Origin of the sequence: Cryobacterium sp. W22_MBD10_FK3, assembly GCF_052113745.1 — a bacterium.
Classification (GTDB): Bacteria; Actinomycetota; Actinomycetes; order Actinomycetales; family Microbacteriaceae; genus Cryobacterium.
On the sequence record NZ_JBGQOH010000002.1, the window covers coordinates 57,822 to 82,198 of the forward strand.

Genomic DNA, 24,377 nt, shown 5'->3' on the forward strand with positions numbered 1-24,377 from the left:
TGATTCCTCGGTTCCTCAGACCGGGGGTCAGTGCCGCAGCTGTGCCTCCGTCGTGGGATCGTGCGGGCCCTCGACCTGAACCGACTCGGTCTGGTCGAGGTACTGCGCCGAGATGCGGCGGTACGACTTGGTGAAGAACGCAGCGACGGCCGCGAGTACCATCACGATCCCCGCGATGAGGAACACCAGCGCGATGCCCCGCGCCTGGCCGTCGCCCAGCAGCCAGCCGAGGTCTGAGCGGCCGGCATTCGAGTTCATGAACGGGATGATGATGAACTCCGCGATCGGTGCGATCAGGAACGCGGTGACCGGGGCAGCTGCGGACTCGAATGCGGCAGCGAAGCCGAACACCCGGCCCTGCTCGCGGAACGGAACCACCTTCTGGATGACCGTCTGCTCTGACGCCTCGACGGCCGGGATGAGCATCATGTAGAGCCAGATGCCCACGGCATACAGCCACCACCACTCCCGAATGGTGAACAGCGCCCCGAGCACGCCCATGAGGATGACGAGCAGCAGCATCGTGCGGATCGGGTTCTGCCCCAGCCCGAATTTCGCGATCAGCAGGCCACCGATGATGAACCCCGTCGACGTGACCCCGAGCACGATTCCCCAGACCTCCACGGGAAAGAGCTCGAGGCCGTACGGGTCCATCAGTGCCATGTAGACGCCGCCGATGAAGTTGTTGAAGGTGGAGAAGATGATCAGCGCGAATAGCCCGGTGGCCGCCCGCACGGCGGTGATGCTGCCGCGCAGGTCGATGAGCGGACGCCGCTCGCCCTGCTGCTGCGGCTGTTCTTCGGGGATGCGCAGGAACAAGAGATGCAGAACGGCCGCCGCCGACAGAACGATCGCGATCAGCAGCGTCCAGCCCATGCCGAGCAGGCCGATCGCGAGCCCGCTGAACACGCTCGTCACCATGAACGCGAGCCCCTGCACCGTGCCCACGAGCCCGTTCGCGTTCGCGTGCCGCTCGGTGGGGATCAGCAGGGTGACGACCGTGGACAGGGCGATGTTGCGCATGTTCTCGATCACCGCCCCGAAGAGGATGATCCCGCTGAACAGCCAGAACCAGGGCGCGCCCAGGTCGAGCAGCGTGGACTCCGGGAAGACCAGATACAACCCGCCGCCGATGCTGAAGGCGATCAGGGTGACCACGCCGGCGAACACCATCACGACGTGCTTGCGGTGCCGGTCCACGATCGTGCCGAATGCCATCGAGAACACGGCGACGAGCAGCATGTACGCCCCGCCGATGATGCCAGTCGCCAGCACGGAACGGGTCTCCAGATAGACCCAGAAGGTGAGCGCGAACCAGAGGAAACTCGTTGTGACGTTGGCGACCGCCGTGTTCACGAGCACCTGCGCGAACGTGCGCGCACCGGCGGTTGGCGGCGCGGTGGGAACCTCGGCTGTGGCTGGCGCGTCGTCCGTCATGCCCATGTGGTCGTCCTCCCCGGGTGCGATCAGAGTCGCAGGCGCGAATTCGAGAGGCCGCCGCTCGAATCGGCGGTGTCAGGGACCCGAGGCCGCTGAAACTCATTGTATTGAGACAACGTCAGCATGTCACGACTCACCCGCGCCTCGGCCGTGGTGCACTCGTGCCGCCGGGAGTAGCGTTTCGACAATCGATCGCAAACCACAAGCGGAAGGAACCCCATGCTCAGGCAGGTGGCGGACGGCGTGCTGGTGCACGAGAGCGAATTCATCCAGAGCAACTCCGTTGTCGTGCAGGGCCGGACGGGTGTGCTGCTCATCGATCCCGGCATCACGCGGAACGAAATGGTCGACCTCGCGAACGATCTGCGCGAGTTGGCTCGGCCCGTGGTTGCCGGATTTGCTACCCATCCGGATTGGGATCACGTGCTCTGGCACGCGGGCTTCGGCGTCGTGCCTCGCTACGGTACCGCCCGCTGCGCGGCATCGATCCGTGAGGTGCTGTCGAACGCAGACTGGAAGGCCCGCGTGGCCGAGGGGCTCCCGCCGGAGTATGCCGCGGAGATCCCGATGGATCTACTCGGTTACATCACCGGTCTGCCGGCCGAAGCGACACGGATTCCCTGGGACGGCCCTGCCGTTCGCATCATCGAGCATCAGGCCCATGCCACGGGCCATGCCGCACTGCTGATCGAGGAGCGGGGCGTGCTCGTCGCCGGCGACATGCTCTCCGACATCCTGATGCCGTTTCTCGACCTGCAGGCCGCGAATCCGATCGGGGACTACCTCGACGCGTTGCACCTGTTCGACGGTGTGGCCGACGGCGTCGATGTCGTGATCCCCGGTCACGGCTCTGTCGGGGGAGCGGAGCAGCTCCGAACGCGGATCGAGCAGGACCGTGCCTACGTGCAGGCCCTGCGCGACGGCGGCGTTCCCGAGGACTTTCGGGTCGGCCCATCCGCCCCGCTGGAGTGGCTCCCGGATGTTCACCAGTGGCAACTTCAGCAACTCGCCCAAGAATAGGGAGCAGGCCCCACCTCGGCTGCGGCACCGGCGCCAACGCGATCTACCTCGCGCAGCACGGCTTCGACGTGCCGACGCGCGCCGAGCGGTTGTTCTCGCTCTGGGCAGTCCCGCGGCTACGACGTCAAGAAATGGCGTCGTCGGCCCGGGTGAGCCAGCGCTCGAGCCCGTCGAGAATGAGGTCGAGGCCGAGCGGGAATTCGTCGCCGTAGTTGTACCCCGGCTGGAGCACGTGCTCCGCGGTCAGCTCGGCGAGATACGGGTAGTCGTTGGCGGCGAGTTGGGCGAGCATGATCTGCGCCATTGCGGCCGTCTCCTCCTCCGTCGTGAAAGGCAGGCTCTTCTCCTGCATCGCGAAGCCGTAGATGTAGCTGTCCAGCGCGGCGAACGCGTGAGCGGCCATGGCCACGGAGAAGCCGGCGTTCCGAAACGTGCCGATGACGCGGTCGTGATGCCGCAGCGTGGCCGGCCCGGGATTCGTGCCGGAGTCGGTCAATCCCGTGGCCCAGGGGTGGCGGGTCAGAGCGGCACGAAACGAGACCGCTCGCTTACGCATCGCGGTTTTCCAGTCGTCGCTGTGCGACGGCAGCTCGATTTCGCCGAACACGGCATCGACCATGCCGTTGAGCAGCGCTTCTTTGTTGGCCACGTGGTTGTACAGCGACATCGCCTCGACTCCGAGTTCCTCACCCAGCCTGCGCATGGTGAGGGAGTCGATGCCGCCGGAGTCGGCGAGCATGATGGCGGTGCGCAAGATCGCTTCCCGGCTCAGCCGAGCCCGCGACGACCTGTCGGCTTTGTTCGCCTTGCCTGCGTTGCCTGCCGGCGTCACCATGATGCTCCTCACTGTTTCCTTGACAACCTTACCCCGTAGTCATATGTTGCTTACATCATAAGCTTACTGCGTAAGGACACTTCGTGAACGCGACAACTCTCACCTCTCCAACACCTGACACAGCCCGGCGCCGGTGGGCCTTCACCACCTGGTCGCCGCGCACAGCCGCCCTGGTCGCCGGGGTCGGCCTGGCCGCCATGGCCGTGCTCGGCGGCTTCGCCAACTTCGCGGCAATCCTCATCCTGATCGTGCCGGGGGAGGCCGTCCAAACCGCCCAGAACATCTCCGGCTCCCCGCTCCTGTTCTGGTCGGGTGTGCTGAGCTTCGTGGCGGTGGCGCTGCTCGACGTGCTCGTGGCCGGCGCCCTGTACACCCTGCTCAGGCCCGTGAACCGTCGACTCTCGGCGGCAGCCGGCTGGGCTCGAACGGTGTACGCGGTGCTGCTCCTGGTTGCCGTCAGCCAGCTGGTGATCGGATTCTCCCTCCTCGACGACCCCGAGGCTGCCCTGCCCGTGCTGGAATCGTTCACCACCATCTGGGTGCTCAGCTTGGGCCTGTTCGGCGTCTCCCTGCTTCTGGTCGGCTACCTCGCCTTCCGGTCTGGTTTCATCGCGAGGGTTTTCGGTATCCTGCTCGCCCTGGCCGGGGCGGGGTACCTGGCGGATGCCGTCGGCGTGGCCGTCGTGCCCGATTTCACCGTCGTCTTCGCCCAGGTGCTCTTCGTGGGTGAGGTTGCCATCATCTTCTGGCTGCTGATCAGGGGTCGCCGGCTTCCCCCCCACCCTTTCGCGGTGACCGCGCCCGCGCGATACTGACCGCGTTCCCATCGCCCTATCGACAACGGGAGGCACCATGACCGGCGACAGCGGGGTGCGCAAGAGGGACAAATGGCGCGAACTCGAACGGGTGACCGGCATCGCGGGCATCCTCGCCACCCTCCTGATCTTCGTACCCATCACCGCGATCTCCACCCTGGGGGAGCCGGGCTTCGACGCAAGCCGGGAGGAAGCCGCCGAGTTTTTCCAAAATGGCGACACGGCGTGGGTTAGCGCCGCTTCGGCCACTGCGGCGGTCGGCATGCTGGCCTTCCTCTGGTTCGCGGCAGCACTGACCACCCTGCTGCGCCGGGCCGAGGGTGAGCCCACGTGGCGCTCGACGGTGGCGCTGGTCTCCGCCGTGCTCGTCGCCGCCTACGGCGTGATCGATGCCAGCTGGGATGCCGCGTTCAACCGCGGGGACGAACTCGATTCGGGCGTGGCGGTTTTCGCCTTCGACCTCGGCAACCTGGGCTTCGCCAATGCGTGGCTCGCGCTCGGCAGCTTCGCCATTGCGGCAGGCTGGGCACTGATCAGCGGTCGTGCGTTGGCTCGGTGGTGGGGCTGGTGGCCGATCGTGGCCGGGGTGGCCCTCATCGCCGTGCGCTTCGCCTGGGAGGGCTTCACCTGGACCGTGCCGTACTTCGTATTCTGGGCCTGGGTGATCGCCTTCGGCATCAGGCTCATGGCTCGACCGACGGCGGTGGCACCAGCACGCAGACCCGGTTAGCAGCGTCGAGCCGGCGGATGCTGTTGACTGGGTGGATGACGACTGCACCGGCCATCCTGTCCATCAAAGACAAGACCGAATGGGTGTATCTGTTCGAGAAGCGCGCGGTGATTGCCGACGGCAAGCTCGTGCGCCTGTGGCGCCAGCGTTGGCACCCGGCCCCGGAGTTGCGAGAAGAGGTGTGCAGCGCCGTCACCGAGGGCACCGTCTTCAGCCACTTGAGGGTAGGGCTGGACTTCTCGATCGGCCATGCGGTGGGTCAGGCCGAGGCGTTGTCCGCACGCATGAACGGCGCCCCGGTGGTCGTCGCGCGAATGCTGACCGCGACCGGGTGGCATTGACGTCTGTGAATGCTGCGTCGGCCTCTGCGGCGCCTGCCTAGCCGCGAAGCCGGCTCGGTCAGTGCGCGACGGTCTCCGGCTGGTTGCGCTTGAGTAGGCGCGAGATGCCGAGAACGATCCCGACAACGATCAGGCCCAGCACAATCCCGAACACTGCCGACATCGCTGTGTCGGTGATCCACACGACAACCGGTCCGGCGCCTTCGACAGCGTGCGTCACGGCGTGCAGAACGTCGTAGGGGCCGTGCCAGAAGGTCTCGGCCAGGTTCGTGATCACCAGGTGACCACCCACCCAGAGCATCGCGACGGTGCCGATCACGCTGATCACCTTGAAGACCGTGGGCATGGCGGCCACAATGCGCGCGCCGGTGCGGCGAACCTGCCGGGCGGAGTTCTTCATCATCGACAGCCCGATGTCGTCGATTTTCACCAACAGGGCCACCGCACCGTAGACGAGCAGCGTCATGCCGAGGCCGATCACGACCAGCGCGCCGAGCGTCATCCAGATGCCGAAGTCGGGATCGAGGCTGGCCAAGGCGATGAGCATGATCTCGGTGCTGAGGATGAGGTCGGTGCGAATCGCGCCGAAGATCAGTTTGCCCTCGTCGCGCACCTCGGTGTCGGCGGCGGCGTGATGCACGCCGAACCACTCGGTGACCTTCTCGGCGCCCTCGAAGCACAGATAGGTGCCGCCGAGAATCAGCAGAAACGGCAGCACCACGGGCGCGAACGCCGAGAGGAGCAGGGCGAGCGGGATGATGATGACGAACTTGTTGAACAGACTGCCCAACGCGATGCGCCAGACCACGTGCAGCTCGCGGGCCGGTGTCAGGCCCTGCACGTACTGCGGGGTGACCGCGGCGTCGTCGATGACGACCCCGGCGGTCTTGGCGCTCGCCTTGAGGGCGGCGGTCAGGATGTCATCGACAACGGCGAGTAGGCCGACCGACATGTGGTTCTCCTCGGGTGGGTCGTCGTCCTGGTCTCGTGGCGACGGCAATGGGGTCTACAGTACAGCCCACCAGGGTCTGTGCGGGGCTGTGCGTGCCCGGGACCGGGTGGGTCGATCCCGCGACTTTGAGCGTCCCGTGTTCTCGGTGGTTCATCGGCCATGGCCGGTGCCATCGAGGGCTGACCCCACACGCAAGGAGCACCACCGTGCACGACAACACCACCCTCATCCGGGCCCGCATCCGTCGATTCGTCAGCGAACGCGTGACCCCCGCGCTCTATCGCACCTCCAGCCCGCTGACGATTTCGGCGTGGGAGGTTCCTGACGAACCGGTGCCGTTCGCCGAGGCGCTCGGCCAGGAATTCACCCCGTTCGCCATCGGGTCGCCGTGGGGCAAGCCCTGGGGCACCACCTGGTTCCATGTGACCGGCGTCGTACCCGAAGACTGGTCGCGGTTCGGCCAGCTCGAGACCCGCACCGAGATCCTCGTCGACCTCGGTTTTCTCTCCGGCCAGGCCGGATTCCAGGCTGAAGGTCTCGTATACAACCCCGAGGGACGCATCCTGAAGGCCGTTGAGCCGTTCAACAACTACGTGCCCCTCGAGGTCGGGCCAGGTGGCGTCGTCGACGTCTACGTGGAGGCCGCCTCCAACCCCGACGTCGGCAGCGACTGGACCTTCCTGCCCACCCCGGTGGGCGACAAGGCCACCGCCGGAACCGAGCCGATCTACCGGCTGCGCCGCATGGACGTGGCCCTGCTGGACACTGCGGTCTGGCAACTGGACCGGGACATCTGGACTCTGCTGGGGCTGATGGAGGAACTGAGCGCCGACCTGCCCCGCACCGCCGAGATCATGCGCGCGCTCGAAGCGGTGACCGACGCGATGGACCCCGACGACGTCAGCGGAACCGCGCACCTGGGCCGCGCCATCCTCGCGCCGATTCTGGCCCTGCCGGCGTACGCCAGCGCCCACCGCATTGTGGCCGTCGGTCACGCGCACATCGACTCGGCCTGGCTGTGGCCGGTGCGGGAGACCGTGCGCAAGTGCGCCCGCACCTTCTCGAACGTGCTGCAGCTCATGGACGAAGACCCGAACTTCATCTTCGCCTGCTCGTCCGCGCAGCAGTACGCCTGGATGAAGGAGCACTACCCGCAACTGTTCGCGCGCATCCGCGAGCGCGCGATCGAGGGCCGGTTCGTGCCGGTCGGCGGGATGTGGGTGGAATCTGACACCAACATGCCCGGCGGTGAGGCGCTGGCCCGGCAGCTGTTGGCCGGAAAGTCGTTCTTCATGCGCGAGTTCGGGGTGGAACCCCTGGAGGTGTGGCTGCCCGACTCGTTCGGTTACACCGCCGCCTTCCCCCAGATCGTCGCGGCGGCCGGCTCCAAGTACTTTTTGACCCAGAAGATCAGTTGGAACGAAACCAACACCATGCCCCACCACACCTTCAACTGGGAGGGCATCGACGGCACCCGGGTGTTCACCCACTTCCCGCCGGTGGATACCTACAACTCCCTGCTCTCCGGCGAGGAGCTGGCCCGTGCCCAACGCCAGTACTCCGAGAAGGGAGCGTCGAACGTGTCGCTGGTGCCCTTCGGGTACGGCGATGGCGGGGGAGGACCGACCCGCGAGATGCTCGCTGCCGCCAAGCGCACCGAATCGCTGGAGGGCTCGCCCAGCGTGCGGATCGCCTCCCCGCGGGCGTTCTTCGAGGAGGCCGAGGGCTCCTATCCGAACCCGCCGGTCTGGTCGGGTGAGCTGTACCTCGAGTTCCACCGCGGCACCTACACGTCGCAGGCGAAGACCAAGTCCGGCAACCGGCGCAGCGAGCACCTGCTACGCGAGGCCGAGTTGTGGGCGACCGCGGCCACCCTCCGCACCGGAGCGGACTACCCGCACGAGCGCATCGAGGCCGCCTGGCAGACCGTGCTGCTCAACCAGTTCCACGACATCCTGCCCGGCAGCTCCATCGCCTGGGTGCACCAGGTCGCCGAGCAAACCTATGCGGCGGTGCGCGTGGAGCTCGAGGACGTGATTGCCCAGGCGCTCGCCGCGCTGGCGGGGCCGGATGCCGGTGAGCTGGTGGCCTTCAACGCCTCACCGTTTGCCGTGTCGGGCGTTGCCGCGCTGTCGGCGGCGCCGCGCACCGCACCGGCGACGCTGCGGGTCGAGGCGCGCGACGGCGGATTCGTGCTCGAGAACTCGGCCGTGCGGGTGGTCATCGACGCCAGAGGGTTGCTCGTGTCACTGGTGGATCTGAGCACGGGACGCGAGGCGGTTCCGGCCGGCGAACCGGGCAACGTGCTGCAGCTGTTCCGGGACACCCCCACCCAGTGGGACGCCTGGGACCTCGACGAGCACTACCAGCGCACCGGCGTGGAACTGCTCGAAGCCGACTCGGTGGACCTCGTGTCGCAGGAACCCGGCAGGGCGACGGTGCGGGTCACCCGCACCTTCGGGTCGTCGACCGTGGCGCAGGACCTCACCTTGCTGGGCGATCAGGCGACGCTGGACATCGTGACGCGGGTGGATTGGCACGAGCGGCAGAAGCTGCTCAAGCTGGCCTTCCCGCTGGATGTGCACGCCGACCGCGCGGCATCCGAGATTCAGTTCGGCCACATCTACCGGCCCACCCATGTGAACACCTCGTGGGATGCCGCCCGCTTCGAGACCTGCGCCCACCGATGGGTGTTCGTGGGGGAGCCGGGCTTCGGGCTGGCGGTGGCCAACGACTCCACCTACGGCCACGACATCGGTCGGCGCACCCGTGCCGGTGGGGGAACCACCACCACGGTGCGGGAATCGCTGCTTCGCGCTCCGACCTTCCCCGACCCCAGCGCCGACCAGGGCGTGCACGTGTTGCGCACCTCGATCGGCATCACCCCCGACGTGATCGGGGCCGCCGAGCAGGGCTATCGCGTCAATCTGCCGCTCCGCGAGGTGTCGGGCGCAGCCGTGGAACCCGTGGTGACGAGCACGTGCGCGTCGATCGTGGTCGAGGCAGTGAAACTGGCCGAGGACCGCTCGGGCGACGTGATCGTGCGGCTGTACGAGGCACGCGGTGCCCGGGCCACGGGTTCGGTGCAGTTCGGCTTCCCGGTCGGGCAGATCGTGGAGACTGACATCCTCGAGCGCACTGTTGAGCCCGTCGCGGTCACGGGAGCGGCGGACAACGGGGTGCGGCTGAGCGTTCGAGCCTTCCAGATCGTGACCCTGAGGGTCTCGGTCGCCTCCTAGTCAGGGAGCCGAGCTGAGCTACTAAGACAGCAAATCGCTCCCCGAGAATTCTCGGGAGCGATTTGCTGTCTGTGCGCCGTCGGCGATCCCGAGCGGAGTACCGCAGGTTATCGACTAACCGGATGTTACGCCGTCGGCAGCCGAGGAACCCAGCACCACACGGTGTCGCGGTACCGGCGAAACTGGTCGCCGAAGCGCCGCTCGAGGTCGGCCTCTTCGTGCGGCCTGATGGCGTAGTTCCAGACCAGCGAACCGGCGATCGCGTAGACGACAACGACCCAGGACGACAGGATGAGGCCGACCGCGATGCCCTGCACGATGCCGGCGACCGCCATCGGGTTGCGTACCCAGCGGTACGGGCCGGCGATGACCAGGCTGGTGGCCATGGCCGACGGCAACGGCGTGCCGTTCCCGAGCGTGGACATCACGACGGCCGACCAGATACCCAGCGCGCTCGCCAACACGAGCACCGCCACCCCGACAGGGCCGACGAATGCCGGCACCGGGAGCGCGATCGCCCAGCGCTGCTCGAGGAACCTGGCGACGAGCGGGATGACGACGAGGAACAGGCCCCAGAACACAATGATCTGCCCGAAGGTCGACACCACGTGCGTCGCCGCGGTCGGCCGGGCGGCGGCAGGGCGAAAGGCGAACGGACCCCGAACCAGCCAGTCGGTGGGGATCCGCCCGAGCAGCACCAGGCACAGCGCGAAAACCGAGCCCACCGTGGCCGCAACCATGGCCACCACACCCCAGCCGGCCTCGGCGGTGACCGTGGCATACCCGGCCAACCCGGTAGCCACGACGCCGGTCCAGCAGGTGCTCACGACCGCGGCAGCCTTGACCCCGAGCGCCGCCAGCACCGAGCCCCCGACAAACAGCGGGATGTCGAAGGCCGCAACGGCGACCGGGTTAAGGCTGCCGAGGGTGATCTCCCGCACGATCGGAGCGGTGAACACGGCGACCCACCACAGGGCACCGGCGAGCGCCTGCACGCCGAAATACGTTCGTCCCCATCGCATGTGCTCACCCTAACGGCGGGGCGGAAGCTGGTCGTGCGCGCCGTCGGTGCGGGCACGCCTCAGTGGATGACCGCGAGCAGCACTCCGACGGCCACGAAGAGCACGCCGAAGACGCGGTTCAGCGCCCGTTGGCCCCGGGCATCCCGGGTGAACCGCTGAAAGGAGCGGGCAGTGCCGGCGAAGAAGAACCACATCACCAGGATGTCGATCACAACAACGGTGGCGGCGACCACGAGGTACTGGGCCACCAGCGGCCGGTCCGGTCGGATGAACTGGGGCAGGAACGCCAGGAAGAACACAATCGCCTTGGGGTTGAGCATGTTCACCCACAGCCCGCGTTGGAACATCGACCAGCGCGGCTCATCGCTCAGGGCCCTGACCTTTTCCGCATCGAGCTGGGGCTTGGCGAGAAACTGCCGGATGCCCAGATACACGAGGTAGGCGGCACCCGCGTAGCGAATAACGTTGAACGCGACCGGCGAACCGGCCACGAGCAGGCCGACCCCGAGCGCCACGATGACGATGTGGATGAGCAACGCGGCCTGCTGACCGAGGATGCCCCAGATCGAACGAAGAAAGCCCGCGTTCAGCGCGTTGCTCATCGTGTTGATGGCCCCGGCTCCCGGCGTGAAACTGATCAAGGTGCCCGCGCCGACCAGGGCCACCCACAGGGAGAACTGCATCCGACCATCCTAGTTTCGTGACGTTGATGCCAGTTCGCTGGGAGCGCAAGCCCCGCACGCCTGGATCCCTTCCGATTGGCCGCACCGGACTATATCGTTGAGTATCGTTAGCGATTCTGATCAGGAGGTCATCATGGGCAATTCATTCCCCACCGGCGGGTTCGGCGTCGGCAACCCGGTTGAAGGCATGTGGCAGGCGATGGACCAGCTGCGCTCGAAGTTCGAGAAGCGCGTGGGCACCCGCATGGGCCGCGGCGACGTGCGCCAGGCAGTGCTCGCACTACTCGCCGAGCAGCCGATGCACGGCTACCAGATCATCCACGAGATCGAGGAACGCAGCGGCGGCAGCTGGAAGCCCAGCGCCGGCTCGGTCTACCCGACGTTGCAGCTTCTCGCCGACGAGGGGCTGATCAGCGCCGAGGAGTCCAACGGCCGCAAGACCTACTCCCTCACCGACGCGGGCCGCGCAGACGTCGCCGGCTCCGGCGCCTCGTCGCCGTGGGCGCCGGCCGACGGGGCCGACGACCCCAAGTTCACGGCGCTGCCCAAGGCCGGAATCGAACTCGCCCAGGCGGCCGCGCAGGTGGGCCGCACCGGCAGCCCCGAACAGATCCAGCAGGCCGTGGCGGCGATCGACGAAGCCCGTCGCCGGATTTACTCAATCCTCGCCCAGGACTGACCCGGTGCCATCGGTTCGCCGGGATTCACCGAGCGTGAATCCCGGCGCTGGGGACACCCGCGCGCGCTACCGCCGCATCCTGCGTTTCGCCGGCTGGAATCTGGCCGTGACCTGGTTCTTCGAACTGCTCCTGCCGCGGGTCGGGCTCGCCAGGCTCGCAGAACGCACCCGGGCGAAGCGGATGACCCGCTTCGCGCAGCGCTTCCACGTGCTCGCCGTAGATCTGGGCGGCCTGATGATCAAGGTCGGCCAGTTCCTGTCGTCGCGCCTGGATGTACTGCCGCCCGAGATCACCTCCGAACTCGAGGGGCTGCAAGACGAGGTACCCCCGGTGCCGTTCGCGCAGATCCGGGTGCTCGCCGAGGCCGAGCTGGGCATGCCGTTGGAGCGGGCGTTCACCTGGGTCGACGAGACCCCGGTGGCCGCGGCCTCCCTCGGTCAGGCGCATCGAGCGCGGCTCGGCCCGCTCGATGCCGCCGACACCGGGCTGAGCGGTGTGGTGATCAAGGTGCAACGGCCGGGCATCGACGCGATCGTCGACGTGGACCTGGCCGCACTGCGCAAGGTGGGCGGCTGGCTCAGCCACGTTCGCCTGGTCTCCGACCGGGTGGATGCGCCGGCGCTGGTGGAGGAGTTCGCGTCGACCAGCCTCGAGGAGATCGACTACCTGCACGAGGCCGCCAGCTCGGTGCGCTTCGCCGAGGAGTTCGACGAGGACGACAGGGTGAGCGTGCCCGCCGTGGTCTGGGAGCGCACCACCAAACGGGTGCTCACCCTCGAGGACGTGACGGCGATCAAGATCACCGACACGGAGGCGCTGACCCTCGCCGGCATCGACCCGGCCGACGTGGCCCCGGTCTTCGCCGCGGTGATGTTCGATCAGTTGTTCAGCACCGGGTTCTTCCACGCCGACCCGCACCCGGGCAACATCTTCGTGACCCCGGTGCCGAATGACCCCAGCGGGCGCGGCTGGAAACTCACCTTCATCGACTTCGGCATGATGGGGGAGGTGCCGCCGACCACCCGCGCGGGCCTCCGCAAAATGCTCATCGCGGCCGCATCACGCGACGGCACCGGCATGGTCAACGCCGCCCGCGACCTGGGGGTGCTGCTGCCCTCGGCCGAAACGAGCGAGTTGGAGCGCGCGATGACGCAGCTCTTCGCGCGGTTCGGCGGCATGGGCTTCGCCGAGCTGCGCGAGGTGGATCCGCGGGAGTTCCGCGACTTCGCCATCCAGTTCGGCGACGTGGTGCGGGCCCTGCCGTTCCAGCTGCCGGAGAACTTCCTGCTCATCATCCGGGCAATGTCACTCACCTCCGGGGTGTGCAGTTCGCTCAACCCCGCCTTCAACCTCTGGGACTCCGTGGAGCCCTACGCGTCGCAGCTGATCCGCGAGGAGGGCGGCAACGTGGCGCAGGACCTCGGCAAGCAGGCGCTGGAGCTCGCCGGTCTCGCCTGGCGCCTGCCCAAGCGGCTGGACGGCCTCGTCACCCGCATCGAGAACGGCAAGGTGGAGGTGGCGACCCCGACCCTGGAACGACGGCTCGCCCGGCTGGAGCACACCGCGGGACGTGTGGTGTCTGCACTCCTGTTCGGCGGCCTGCTCATCGCGGGCGCGGTGCTCCGCCCCGACGACCCGGTGCTCGGCGCAGTGCTGATGATCGGGTCGGCCCTGCCGCTGCTGCACGCGCTGGTGGGGGGCCGCCGCATCGTCTGAGCTTGCTGCGCCTCAACCGGCGCAGCAACCGGCGCATCGGGCCGCGAGGAGGGGAGACCTCCGCACCGGTAGGCTGCGAGTGTCCACGCTGGGTGGGGCGTGACCTGACGAGAACTGATCAGAAATGAGTGGGCCTGTGGGGGAGAAAAGGGCAGCGAAAACGAGGGCCGTGCGGCTGGAAACCTGGTTTCTGGTGGCGGCCATCCTGCTGCTGTTGAGCCCGGCTCTTTTCGACCTGCCCTGGCTGCGCGACGCGACGGCAAGCTTCGGCAACTCCAGGGACGCCCTGTACGGCGTGGTCGGGGCGCTGGTCACGGCCGGCCTCGTGAACTCGTGGAGCAAGCGACGCGCCGATGCGCGTGACCGGCTCCGCTACGACGGCATGTCGAAGGTGGCCTTTCGGAGCCTCGCGCAGACCGTGAACGACGTGGGACGGATGCTGCTCGCCCCGGTCGTGGGCGCCGACCTCTACGCCGCCGGCATCCCGGGTTTCACCCCCGAGCACCACAGGCAGAACCTCGCCAACCTTCAGGCCCTGTCGATCCAGCCCGATTTCGCGCCCAAGAGCGGGGTGTGGGATGACGCGGTCAGCCGTGAGAAGACGATGGCGAACCTCACCGCCCTGTGCGGGCAGCCTGACTTTGCGCAGCACATGTTCCGCACCACCTCGGCGGCCCGGCGGCGGTTGCAGACCGCGATGGCCGATTGGGCGCCGGTGATGGTGGCCGTGCCCGGAGCGAACGACCACCTCGCCCGAGGCTGGCCGCTGTCCGACCAGGTCGTGCTCCTGCTCGAATCCTGGCGCAACCTGGTGGCGGTGGGCTCGGTGGGTGTTCCCGCGCAGAGCGACCTTGACCGGGTGACGGAGGACTACGCCGAGACGATCCGCCAGTACCAGGCCTGGATCCAGGAACTGATTCCGTTGGCCGGTCTGCCGACCCGCCCTCAGCCCACCATGGTGCCGTAGTACTTCTCGGTCTGTCGCCCTTGTTGCCGCTGCTGTATACAGGTCCAGTCACCGAACTGGAGCTTGCCCAGGTAGCTCATCACGAACGTACGTCACTGAAGTCGATTGCGGCGTCGGGACGACCCCTACGGCAAGTGCTTAGTCGCCATGACCGAGGAAATCCACGGGATGCCCCAAACCTATGAGGCACCCCTGCCGAAGGTGTACTTCGACTACCGCGACGAGGATGCGGCCTCGGGCTGCCGGCGGCTCACTATCTCGGTGATCCAGATCGGCGCGAACGGTGAGGTGCAGCCCGGGGGAGTCGGATAGTCCTTGAGCACCTCCAGGCGCTCGCCGATGGCCAGGGCGCGAGCGCGATGCTCGGCGTGCTCGATGCCGATCTGGGCGAGGCAGTGGTTCATCGCCCACTGCAGGCGCGCGGGCGCATCCTTCAGGTCGGCCTCGATGAGGTCGAGCAACCCGGCCAGGTCGAGGCCCTCGGGGGATTTCGCCACGCGGTCGGTGGTCAGCGCCCAACCGGCGCTGGCGACCACGGGGTCGGCATCGGCGAACCAAGCCACCCTGAGCACCTCGACGTGCGGGTTCTTCTTCACCACGTAGTTCACCAGCCAGTCCTGCACCTTGGGGGTGCCGGCGTCCCGCAGCATGGCGTCAAGCTCGGCACGCTCAAAGGCCTTCGGGCGGCAGATCAGGATCGCCAGCAGCCGTGCCGCGGTGTCTCCGGTCTGCCAGAGCTCGCGGGCCAGTTCCTGCTGGGTCTTCAACCGTTTGGCGACGGCGCGCAGCTGGCTGAGGTTCACGCCGTGGTCGTCGCCGTGGTTGGTGTTCACCGCGCGGAACTTGGGGTTCTCCAGCTCGGCCAACTCGGCCATGACCTCGGCAACCGTGGTGCCGGCCAGTAGTGTCTGGGCCATCGTGGCCTCCCGTCCCTCAGGTATGGGATCCAGCCTACGACGAGGTAGCAACGAGACACTCGGCGGCGGGTGGGACCAGTCGCGGTCTGCTTGGCGCAACTCGGACAAAGCCGCCTGAAACCCTGTGCTTCCGCTCTTATCTCACGACTCGACCGAGTCTCCCGTTGGCGGCGACGGTACACGCGCTGACGCGGTTTCGACACGGCCGTTCGCCCAGACCATGCACAGCGAGCACCGACGAGCCTGCAAGAAGCCCCTAGTCGGCGACCCGCCCGTGGGTCAGGGGTGCCGGCGCGAACCGCTGGTGCCCGAGCACGGCCAGGAGCGCCACCTTCTCGGCGGCCTCGCTCCGCGGCTCCGCGGTGAGGATGAGCAGTGCCTGGCCCTGGTCCTCGGTGAAGAGCGTCTGGCAGTCGAGTTCGATCGACCCCAGTTCCGGATGGATCAACGTCTTGTGATCCTCGAAGCGGGTGGCCACATCCTGCAGCTCCCAAATCTCGGTGAACTCGGCGCTCACCTTGCCCAGTTCCCGCACCAGGGCACCCGCACGGGAGTTCTGGCCCGCCGCTCCGTAGGCCGCGCGGAGGCCGGCCACCTGGGCCCGGCTGTGCCGCGCCCGATCGGCCTGCGGGTAGATCTCGCGATCGGCGGGGTCGGTGAACCACCGGTAGACGCTGCTGCGAGCCAGGCCGCTATAGCTGGAGTGGTCGCCGAGAAGCGCCGCGCCCAGCCAGTTCTGTGCCAGGGTCTCGCCGAGGCTGGAAAGGATCAGCGCGGGGGTCTCCTCCAGCCGGTCGAAGACCCGCATCAGGGAGGGGGCGACATGGGTGTCGAGCGGGGTGCGCGCGGGCACATTGTGGCCGGCGAGGCGGTAGAGGTAGTCGCGCTCGTCGTTGCTCAGGCGCAGCGCCCTGACCAGGGCCGCCAGCATCTGCTCGGAGGGTTGCGGGCTGCGGGCCTGTTCCATTCGCACGTAGTAATCCGCGGACATCCCGGCCAGCGCGGCAACCTCTTCGCGGCGCAACCCGGGCACCAAGCGGCGCGGTCCGGCCGCGAGGCCGACGTCCTCCGGGCGGAGCCCGCTCCGGCGGGAGCGGAGAAAATCGGCGAGGGCAGGTTGGTCCATGCCTCCATCATGCGCCACCGACGCTCCGCTCTCCAGGGACCGACAGTCCTACGACAACGGCTCCTCTCCCGCATCCGTTTGCCGCCCTGCACACTCGAGGCATGAACATCACCGGAAACACCATTTTCATCCCCGGCGCCACGTCGGGCATCGGACTCGCCCTGGCCCTCAGACTGCAGGCCGCCGGCAACACAGTCGTGATCGGCGGACGCCGCACCGACGTGTTGCAGCGCCTCGCCACCGCACACGGCCTCTTCACCGTGACCATCGACACCACCGACCCTGCCTCGGTTCTGGCCGCCCGCGACCAGGTTCTGACCGAACACAGCGAGTTGAACGTGCTCATCGCCATGGCCGGGGTGATGAACGCCGAGGATGTGCGCGGGGCCGGCTTCCTGGCCGAAGCCGAACGCATCGTGGAGACCAACATCAACGGACCACTCCGGCTGGTCGCCGCCTTCATCGAGCACCTGCAGACCCGCCCCGCCGCCACCCTGATGACGGTGTCATCCGGGCTCGCCTTCACCCCGCTGGCCTTCACCCCGACCTACAACGGCACGAAAGCGTTCATCCACCAGTACAGCGAGTCAGTCCGGATGCAGCTGGCCGGCACCTCCGTGCAGGTCATCGAGCTGGTGCCGCCGGCCGTGCAGACCGAACTCATGCCGGGCAACTCGGCCGACGAGCACTTCATGCCGCTGGACGCCTTCGCCGACGAGGTCATGGCCCTGCTGGCAGCCCAGCCCGGCGCCCGGGAGATCCTCGTTGACACGGTGAAGTTCCTGCGGTTCGCGGAGGTCGAAGGTCGCTACGCCGCCGCCGTCGCGGCGCTGAACCCGGCCGCCTAGTAGGGCAGGCCGCTCACTGCACCTCCTACGGGCGAGCGCGCCCGCTCTAGCGGTAGCGGTCGCCGACACGGGGCGCGGTGAACGCCACGATGCCGCCGTCGTCGGCTCCGGGCCGCCGGAGAGCTTTGTTCGACGGGGTCAATGTGCGCGGAGCTGGTTCTGGCCGAGCCGGCCCGCTCAGTTCGGGGCGGCGCCGCGGAGCGCCCGGATGATCTGGGCGAGTGCCAGCCCGGCGGCCGTGACCACGGGCACGGCCACGACCATCAGGGCGATCAGGTTGGGCCGGAACTCCAGGCCGTCCGGACCGCCGACGTAGGCCCCGATCGGCACCGAGTAGCCGCCGCCGCCGCCGCCCCGGCCCTCGCCGACGCCCATCCCGGTCGGGCCGAGGCCTCCCTCGGGCATCTCGCTGGAGCCCTCGCCGGCGCCGAAGCCGAAGCCGACGAGCGCGACGGGGATCAGGTCGTGCCCGCCCAGCGTGCTCTTCTCGCCATACGCCAACTTCGCGCCCCAGGAGGGCACCGATTCCGCTAGTTTCTCGATGAGGTTCGCCATGGAGCGACCGTACGCGGGTTCATGCTTTCCGGATAGCCGGGCAGGCTCACGTCTTCTGGTCGGGTTGGAAGGACAACGGCCGCAGAAAAGGATGCTGCGCCCGATTGCGTCCTGTTTAGGTCGCTTCTTCCTTTTTTCGAGGTGCCGCCGAGCTCGGTGGAACTCAGTCCTGCGCGAGAATCGAGGCACGCGGCTCGAGCACCGAGGCGACGATGGCCTCGATCGCGAACTCGCTGGCCTTGGCCAGTTGCACCTCGCTGGGTTCGAGCAGCCATTGAACCTGGAGCCCGTCCATCACCGCGAGAATCGCGGACGACGCCAACGCGACGGTCTCCGGCGGCACCTGGCCGCGCTCCGCGCACATCACCTCGAAGGCGTGCCGGGCCTCGGCGCGGAGGGTGCGGTACCGGTCCATGAAGAACTCGCGGGCGGGATGGTCGTCGGTGACAGATTCGGCCGACAGCACGACGAAGGCCTGCACGATGCCTGCGCGCTGGGCGTTGGTGAAGGCCGTGGTGACCAGGTGGCGGAAGAACTCGATGCCGTCGGGGATATGCTGCCCGGCCAGGTTCTGCACGTCGGTCTCATCGCGAAACCGCAGCACCTCCATGAGCAGCTGATCCTTCGACCCGAAGTGGTGCAGGATGCCCGGATGGGTCATGTTGACCTGCTCGGCGATGTCGGAGAGCGTGCCGTTGGTGTAGCCCTTGCTGCCGAAGATCTCGGCGGCGGCTTCGAGAATCTCCCGACGGCGGGCGAGGGTCTGAGGGCGGGGGTGTGACTGTCGTCGTGCCGTAACCATCCGGGTCATCACCTATGCCGTCATTTCGAGTCTGTGTACCGAATTCTACGCACTGCGCGGCGCACCCAAACCAGCTCTTGTAATACTTACTGACAAGGCGGTAAGTTTTACCTGCTACCAACTCAAGGGCGAGAAGTGTTGCCTACCGGGGGACTCCCGGTGCCCTGGGTTCTTGCATTCACATAGCGCTATCTGTGTCACGGCAGGTTTGCCAGACACCTAATCTCGAAGGAGAGATTCATGAGGGTGAAATCCACACTGGTCGCCATGGGGCTGGTGGCCGCGTTCGCGGTCACGGGCTGCTCGGGCGCCAACAGCAATGCTCCGGAAAGCGGTGCGTCACTGACGATCGCCAAGCCCGATGGAGCGATCGCCACCGAATCCAACAACCCGTGGATCGGTGAGTCATCCGGGAACAAGCTCGGCTATATCAACGCCATCCTGGAGCCGCTGGGCATCGTCAACCTGATCAGCCCGAGCGACGCCGTCAAGCCGTGGCTGGCCTCTGAGATCACCTGGGCGGATGACTACAAATCGGTCACACTGGTGGCCCGCGACGGCGTGACCTGGAACGACGGTGAAGACTTCACCGCCGCTGACATCGAGTTCACCTTCAACATGTTCAAGGACAACCCCGAGCTGGACACAGCGGCCCTGGGCATCACCGATGTGACCCTGGACGGATCCAGCGTGACCATCGGCTTCGCCGGCTCGATGTTCTCGAAGCAAGACAAGGTGCTGCACAAGCTGATCGTTCCCCAGCACATCTGGGAGAGCGTGGACGACCCCGCCACCTACGAGAACCTGGAACCTGTGGGCACCGGACCGTACGTGCTGAGCCAGTTCGACACCCAGAGCGTTGAACTCACCGCCCGCGACGACTACTGGGGCGGCGACCTCGCCGTGCCCACCCTGTACTACGTCTCCTACAACGACAACACCGCTCTCACCACGGCTCTCGCCAACGGCGATGCGGACTGGGCGCAGGCCTTCATCCCGAACGTCGAGTCGGCGTACGTGAACAAGGACCCCGAGCACAACGTCTACTGGGCCGCCGCCGGCCTGGCCGTTGACACGATGTTCGTCAACACCCAGACCAAGCCGTTCAACGACGTGGCGTTCCGCCAGGCGATGAACCTCGTCATCGACCGCCAGCAGTACGCCGACATCGCCAGGGAGGGCAGTGTTCCGGTGGTCAGTTCCGTCACCGGACTGCCGACCCCCGTCGGCGACTCGTTCATCTCCCCGGAGTACGAGGGGGTCAGCTACGAGGTCGATCTGGATGCGGCGAAGGCCATCCTGCAGGATGCCGGCTACACCTGGAGCGGCGACGCCCTCGTTGACCCGTCCGGCGCCCCGGTCAGCTTCGCGCTGTCGGTTCCGCAGGGCTGGAACGACTACGTGACCGGCATCAGCCTCATCGCCGACGCGGCCAAGACCCTCGGCGTCGAAGCCACTGTCGACACCCCGGACTCCGACACCTGGTGGGAAGCCAAGGGGACCGGCGACTTCCAGGCGATCCTGCACTGGACCGACACCGGAGCCACCCCGTACGACCTGTACAGCGACATCATGGACGGCCGCTGGCTCAAGCCGCTGGGGGAGAGTGCCGACTTCAACTTCGGCCGCTTCGACAGCCCTGAGGCCACCGCGGCGCTGAGCGAGTACACGAACGCCGCAGACGACGCCACCCGGGCAGCGGCCCTGGCGACGGTGCAGAAGATCTTCGTGGACGAGGTGCCGTCGATGCCGGTGGGAACCCGGCCGTTCATCGGCGCCTACAACACCCGCAGCTATGTGGGCTGGCCTGGCGAGGACGACCCGTACGTGCCTGCGGACCCGACCCAGCCCACCTCGGTGCTGATCCTGACCGAGCTCGAAGCGGCCAAGTAACCAGGTGACACCGGGCGGGGAAGGACACTCCTTCCCCGCCCGGTGGCCTGACCGGCGTTCCCCTCACCATGAAAGAGCCGCACACCACATGACTACCGACGATCTTCTGACGGTCTCCCAGTTCAGTGTTTCGTACGACGTGACTCCACCCGTGGAGGCCGTGCGAGATGTATCCCTCACCGTGCGCCGAGGCGAGATCCTCGGACTCGCCGGCGAATCCGGCTGCGGCAAGACCACCCTCGCCTACGGCATCCAGCGGCTGCTCAAGCCACCAGCCGTGATCACCTCCGGCTCCGCCGTCTTCCACGACGAATCCGGCGAGGACTTCGACATCAACACGATGGACGAACTCCAGATGCGCGCCTTCAGGTGGGAGAAGGCCTCCATGGTCTTCCAGGGCGCGATGAACGCGCTCAACCCGATCATCACCATCGGGGCGCAGCTGCAAGACGTCTTCTCCACCCACCGCCCGGCCATGAAACGGGCCGAACGGCGGCTGGAATCCGGCCGGCTGCTCGACCTCGTGGGCGTGGGCAGCAACCGGCTGCGGTCGTATCCCCACGAGCTGTCGGGCGGGATGCGCCAGCGCGTGATGATCGCGATGGCCCTGGCCCTCAAACCCCAGCTGATGATCATGGACGAACCCACCACCGCGCTGGACGTTCTCGTGCAGCGGGAGATCATCGAGCAGATCTCCGAGCTCCGGGCGGAGTTCGGCTTCTCGGTGATCTTCATCACCCACGACCTTCCGTTGCTCCTGGAGATCTCCGACCGCATCGCCGTGATGCGGGACGGCCGCATCGTCGAAATCGACACGGCCCGCAACCTCTACGAGAACCCCACCCACGACTACACCCGCCGGCTGCTGGCCTCCTTCCCGAGCCTCACCGGCGAGCGCGGCGGTTTCGTGCGGCGACCCGGCGAGACCGCGCTCGCCGCCGAAGCCGTCGCCGCAGAAGCAGGGAGCATATGATGACCACCCTCGAGTTCAAAGACGTCTCGAAGAAGTACCGGGTGCGCGGGTCCGGCGAGCTGCTCGCCCTCGACAAGGTCAACTTCACCCTCACGTCCGGCCAGACCATCGCCCTGGTCGGTCAGAGCGGCAGTGGCAAGTCCACCATCGCGAAGATCCTCACCCAGCTCGAACGGGTCAGCTCCGGCGACGTGCTGCTCGACGGCACCCCGATCCCCACCTGGGGCCGGCCGCTGCGGCGCTACCGTCAGACCGTGCGGATGGTGTTCCAGGACCCGTTCGCCTCGCTCAACCCGGCCCACACCATCCGCCACCACATCGAGCGGCCGCTACGGCTGGACAAGGTCGTGCCCGCCGACCAGGTGGAAGAGGAGGTGTTCAGGCTGCTCAACCGGGTACGGCTCTCACCCGAGCAGACCATCGACCGGCGCCCGCACGAACTCTCCGGCGGCCAACGCCAACGCGTCGCCATCGCCCGGGCGCTGGCCTCCCGGCCCAAGCTGCTCATCGCCGACGAACCCGTCTCGATGCTCGACGTCTCCATTCGGCTCGAGGTGCTCAACCTGCTCGCCGAACTGCAGCGCGAAGCGAACCTGGGTGTGCTCTACATCACCCACGACCTCGCCACCGCCCGGCACTTCAGCGACGAGATCATGGTGCTGCACCACGGCAAGGTCGTGGAGAGCGGCAAGGCCGACGACGTCATTCTGCGACCCCAGCACGACTACACCCAGGCCCTCCGCAATGCCTCTCCCGACCCGGAGAAGCACTTCGCGGCACCCACGACCACTCCAGGAGCCACCTCGTGAGATTCTTCTTGCGCCGCACCGCGTTCTACGCCTTCACCGCCTGGGCCGCGATCACGATCAACTTCTTCCTGCCCCGCATGATGAAGGGCGACCCGGTCTCGGCGTACCTGCAGAAGAACCAGGGCCGGATCAGCCCGGAGGCCATCGATTCGCTCCGCACCCTGTTCGGCCTGGACTCGAACAAGAGCCTTCTCGAGCAGTACATCGACTACTGGCAGCTGTTGTTCTCGGGCGACCTGGGCCGCTCGTTCTCGAAGGGCCTCGCCCCGGTGACGGATGTGATCGGCTCCGCCATCCCGTGGACCGTCGGCCTGGTCGGCATCGCCACCGTGATCTCGTTCGTGGTCGGCACCTCGATCGGTGCGTTCATCGGCTGGCGCCGCGGCAGCCGGGCGGACGGGATCGTGCCCGTCGCCACCTTCTTCTCCACGGTGCCGTACTTCTGGATGGGCCTGATCGCCATCGCGATCTTCTCCACCACCCTGGGCTGGTTCCCCGCGTCGCACGCCTATGACAAGGGCACCCAACCCAGTTTCACGCTGGAATTCGCCGGCCAGGTCATCCAGCACGGATTCCTGCCCGCGCTGACGCTGGTGATCGGCTCGCTCGGCGGCTGGATCCTGGGCATGCGCAACATGATGATCACGGTGCTCGACGAGGACTACGTCACCGTGGCGCAGGCCAAGGGGCTCCGCCCGTCCCGGGTGCTCGTGAACTACGCCGCCCGCAACGCCTCCCTGCCGCAGCTGTCGAGCTTCGCGATGTCGCTCGGCTTCATCGTGGGCGGCACCCTGGTGATGGAACTGGTCTTCTCCTACCCGGGCGCCGGCAAGCTGCTCCTGGATGCCACGACGGCCAAGGACTACCCGCTGATGCAGGGGCTGTTCCTCGTGATCACGTTGACCGTGCTCGTGGCCAACATCCTCGCCGACGTCGCCTACGCGATCCTCGACCCGCGCACCCGCCAGATGGAGGCCTGAGCATGACGTTCCCCAACACCGTGGCCGCAGCGGTTCCCGCTGTGCCCCCGCCGAACACTCGCAAGCGCGGCACGCTGAGCCGGCTCGGCCAAACCTTCGCGATGTTCCAGAACGGCAAGTCCATCGCGGGCCTGGCCATCCTCGGTGTCTTCGTGCTGATCGCCGTCTTCGGCGACTGGATCGCCCCGTACGGCCCACTCGACAAGGACTTCCAGGCGCTCCGCCAGCCACCCTCCTGGGTGCACTGGCTCGGCACCACCCACATGGGTGAAGACGTGCTCAGCCAGATCATCTACGGCACCCGCGGGGTGCTCGTGGTCGGCTTCACCGCCGGCGTCATCGCCACCATCATCGCCGTGGCGATCGGGGTCACCGCCGGTTACGTCACCGGCTGGCGCAGCGAATCGCTCTCGGCGCTGACCAACGTGTTCCTGGTCATCCCGGGTCTACCGCTGATCATCATCATCGCCTCCCAGTACGAGAACCCCAGCCTGCTGCTGATCTCCTCGGTGCTGGCCATCACCGGTTGGGCCTGGGGCGGACGGGTGCTGCGCGCCCAGACGATGTCGCTGCGCAACCGGGACTTCATCCAGGCCGCGCGGGCCAACGGGGAACCGCTGTACCGCATCATCGCTGTGGAGATGCTGCCCAACCTCACGGCCATCATCGCGTCGAGCTTCGTCGGCACCGTGATCGCGGCGGTGCTCGGCCTCACCACCCTCGCGTTCATCGGCGTGATCCCGATCACCAACCTGAACTGGGGCACGATCCTGTTTTGGGCCGAGCAGAACGGCGCGTTCCCGGACTTCTGGTGGTGGTACGTGCCGGCGGGGCTCTGCATCGCCCTGCTCGGCATGGCCCTGTCGCTGATCAACTTCGGCATCGACGAGTATGTTAATCCTCGTCTGCGCTCGGCCGGCGAGCGGGCCAGGGCCATGCGCAAGAAGGCACCGCCACCGCCGTGCGCCCCCGCGCCGTCACCCCCAGCACGCCATCCCAGTCAGGCACCTCAACAAATTCAGGCGTGACCCGCG

Annotated in this window: 23 protein-coding genes; 14 read left to right on the forward strand and 9 right to left on the reverse strand. The window is 67.3% G+C overall.

The features are described from left to right. Positions 1 to 27 precede the first annotated feature (27 nt). Entirely contained in the window at positions 28 to 1,437 is a 1,410-nt protein-coding gene (locus ACEN2M_RS03225; protein ID WP_441646964.1) for an MFS transporter, read from the reverse strand. A 234-nt stretch (positions 1,438 to 1,671) separates the two neighbouring features. On the opposite strand from ACEN2M_RS03225, the gene ACEN2M_RS03230 reads away from it, so the two are divergent. Next, complete coding sequence (locus ACEN2M_RS03230; protein WP_441646687.1) at positions 1,672 to 2,460, forward strand: MBL fold metallo-hydrolase; 789 nt, start codon at positions 1,672 to 1,674, stop codon at positions 2,458 to 2,460. 124 nt (positions 2,461 to 2,584) lie between these two features. Here ACEN2M_RS03230 and ACEN2M_RS03235 read toward each other — a convergent pair whose 3' ends face one another. Beyond that, entirely contained in the window at positions 2,585 to 3,295 is a 711-nt protein-coding gene (locus ACEN2M_RS03235; RefSeq protein ID WP_441646688.1) for a TetR/AcrR family transcriptional regulator C-terminal domain-containing protein, read from the reverse strand. Positions 3,296 to 3,378: 83 nt separating this feature from the next. Here ACEN2M_RS03235 and ACEN2M_RS03240 point away from each other — a divergent pair, with 83 nt between their 5' ends. From ACEN2M_RS03240 to ACEN2M_RS03250, 3 genes are read left to right on the forward strand one after another with little or no spacing between them, the layout of a single operon-like run. Beyond that, positions 3,379 to 4,110, forward strand: coding sequence for a DUF4386 domain-containing protein (locus ACEN2M_RS03240; RefSeq protein WP_441646689.1), 732 nt, complete (start codon positions 3,379 to 3,381; stop codon positions 4,108 to 4,110). Positions 4,111 to 4,147: 37 nt separating this feature from the next. Continuing rightward, complete coding sequence (locus ACEN2M_RS03245; RefSeq protein WP_441646690.1) at positions 4,148 to 4,840, forward strand: hypothetical protein; 693 nt, start codon at positions 4,148 to 4,150, stop codon at positions 4,838 to 4,840. Between the two features lie 35 nt (positions 4,841 to 4,875). Then, positions 4,876 to 5,181, forward strand: coding sequence for a hypothetical protein (locus ACEN2M_RS03250; RefSeq protein WP_441646691.1), 306 nt, complete (start codon positions 4,876 to 4,878; stop codon positions 5,179 to 5,181). Positions 5,182 to 5,239: 58 nt separating this feature from the next. Here the strand turns inward: ACEN2M_RS03250 and ACEN2M_RS03255 are convergent, their stop codons facing one another. Next, positions 5,240 to 6,133, reverse strand: a complete 894-nt coding sequence (locus ACEN2M_RS03255) for a DUF808 domain-containing protein (protein WP_441646692.1) — start codon at positions 6,131 to 6,133, stop codon at positions 5,240 to 5,242. A gap of 206 nt (positions 6,134 to 6,339) precedes the next feature. Between ACEN2M_RS03255 and ACEN2M_RS03260 the strand changes: the two genes are divergently transcribed. Beyond that, positions 6,340 to 9,372, forward strand: a complete 3,033-nt coding sequence (locus ACEN2M_RS03260; RefSeq protein WP_441646693.1) for an alpha-mannosidase — start codon at positions 6,340 to 6,342, stop codon at positions 9,370 to 9,372. Between the two features lie 125 nt (positions 9,373 to 9,497). Here ACEN2M_RS03260 and ACEN2M_RS03265 read toward each other — a convergent pair whose 3' ends face one another. Both ACEN2M_RS03265 and ACEN2M_RS03270 read right to left on the reverse strand, forming a co-directional pair. Next, entirely contained in the window at positions 9,498 to 10,394 is an 897-nt protein-coding gene (locus tag ACEN2M_RS03265; RefSeq protein WP_441646694.1) for a methyltransferase family protein, read from the reverse strand. A 59-nt stretch (positions 10,395 to 10,453) separates the two neighbouring features. Further along, positions 10,454 to 11,077 (reverse strand): LysE family transporter, encoded by a 624-nt coding sequence (locus tag ACEN2M_RS03270; RefSeq protein ID WP_441646695.1) that lies wholly within the window; start codon positions 11,075 to 11,077, stop codon positions 10,454 to 10,456. A 133-nt stretch (positions 11,078 to 11,210) separates the two neighbouring features. Here ACEN2M_RS03270 and ACEN2M_RS03275 point away from each other — a divergent pair, with 133 nt between their 5' ends. The 3 genes from ACEN2M_RS03275 (at position 11,211) to ACEN2M_RS03285 (ending at position 14,440) form a co-directional block, all read left to right on the forward strand. Beyond that, a complete protein-coding gene (locus tag ACEN2M_RS03275; RefSeq protein ID WP_441646696.1) occupies positions 11,211 to 11,756 on the forward strand; it encodes a PadR family transcriptional regulator in 546 nt (181 codons plus the stop codon). A gap of 4 nt (positions 11,757 to 11,760) precedes the next feature. Further along, on the forward strand, positions 11,761 to 13,473 hold the full coding sequence (locus ACEN2M_RS03280; RefSeq protein ID WP_441646697.1) for an ABC1 kinase family protein: 1,713 nt from the start codon (positions 11,761 to 11,763) through the stop codon (positions 13,471 to 13,473). 169 nt (positions 13,474 to 13,642) lie between these two features. Continuing rightward, the gene (locus ACEN2M_RS03285; protein WP_441646698.1) at positions 13,643 to 14,440 is read left to right on the forward strand and encodes a hypothetical protein; all 798 of its coding nucleotides are present in this window, start codon (positions 13,643 to 13,645) and stop codon (positions 14,438 to 14,440) included. A gap of 212 nt (positions 14,441 to 14,652) precedes the next feature. On the opposite strand, the gene ACEN2M_RS03290 is transcribed toward ACEN2M_RS03285, so the two are convergent. Further along, positions 14,653 to 15,357 (reverse strand): DNA alkylation repair protein, encoded by a 705-nt coding sequence (locus tag ACEN2M_RS03290; RefSeq protein WP_441646699.1) that lies wholly within the window; start codon positions 15,355 to 15,357, stop codon positions 14,653 to 14,655. Positions 15,358 to 15,613: 256 nt separating this feature from the next. After that, positions 15,614 to 16,483: a helix-turn-helix transcriptional regulator gene (locus ACEN2M_RS03295; protein WP_441646700.1), complete on the reverse strand. Its 870-nt coding sequence runs from the start codon at positions 16,481 to 16,483 to the stop codon at positions 15,614 to 15,616. Between the two features lie 101 nt (positions 16,484 to 16,584). Between ACEN2M_RS03295 and ACEN2M_RS03300 the strand changes: the two genes are divergently transcribed. After that, on the forward strand, positions 16,585 to 17,331 hold the full coding sequence (locus ACEN2M_RS03300; protein ID WP_441646701.1) for an SDR family oxidoreductase: 747 nt from the start codon (positions 16,585 to 16,587) through the stop codon (positions 17,329 to 17,331). 177 nt (positions 17,332 to 17,508) lie between these two features. Here ACEN2M_RS03300 and ACEN2M_RS03305 read toward each other — a convergent pair whose 3' ends face one another. Beyond that, positions 17,509 to 17,886, reverse strand: coding sequence for a hypothetical protein (locus tag ACEN2M_RS03305; protein WP_441646702.1), 378 nt, complete (start codon positions 17,884 to 17,886; stop codon positions 17,509 to 17,511). A gap of 163 nt (positions 17,887 to 18,049) precedes the next feature. Continuing rightward, positions 18,050 to 18,688 carry a TetR/AcrR family transcriptional regulator gene (locus ACEN2M_RS03310; RefSeq protein ID WP_441646703.1) on the reverse strand — a complete coding sequence of 213 codons (639 nt, stop codon included), beginning with the start codon at positions 18,686 to 18,688 and terminating at the stop codon, positions 18,050 to 18,052. Positions 18,689 to 18,928: 240 nt separating this feature from the next. Between ACEN2M_RS03310 and ACEN2M_RS03315 the strand changes: the two genes are divergently transcribed. The 5 genes from ACEN2M_RS03315 to ACEN2M_RS03335 all read left to right on the forward strand — a co-directional run bounded on the left by ACEN2M_RS03315 (position 18,929) and on the right by ACEN2M_RS03335 (position 24,371). Next, positions 18,929 to 20,581 carry an ABC transporter substrate-binding protein gene (locus ACEN2M_RS03315; RefSeq protein ID WP_441646704.1) on the forward strand — a complete coding sequence of 551 codons (1,653 nt, stop codon included), beginning with the start codon at positions 18,929 to 18,931 and terminating at the stop codon, positions 20,579 to 20,581. Between the two features lie 88 nt (positions 20,582 to 20,669). After that, the gene (locus tag ACEN2M_RS03320; RefSeq protein WP_441646705.1) at positions 20,670 to 21,554 is read left to right on the forward strand and encodes an ABC transporter ATP-binding protein; all 885 of its coding nucleotides are present in this window, start codon (positions 20,670 to 20,672) and stop codon (positions 21,552 to 21,554) included. Next, entirely contained in the window at positions 21,554 to 22,363 is an 810-nt protein-coding gene (locus tag ACEN2M_RS03325) for an ABC transporter ATP-binding protein (RefSeq protein WP_441646706.1), read from the forward strand. The genes ACEN2M_RS03320 and ACEN2M_RS03325 overlap by 1 nt, the downstream gene beginning before the upstream one ends. After that, positions 22,360 to 23,343, forward strand: coding sequence for an ABC transporter permease (locus ACEN2M_RS03330; protein WP_441646707.1), 984 nt, complete (start codon positions 22,360 to 22,362; stop codon positions 23,341 to 23,343). Before ACEN2M_RS03325 ends, ACEN2M_RS03330 begins: the two co-directional genes overlap by 4 nt. Before the next feature lie 2 nt (positions 23,344 to 23,345). Then, a complete protein-coding gene (locus ACEN2M_RS03335; RefSeq protein ID WP_441646708.1) occupies positions 23,346 to 24,371 on the forward strand; it encodes an ABC transporter permease in 1,026 nt (341 codons plus the stop codon). Positions 24,372 to 24,377: the final 6 nt, after the last annotated feature.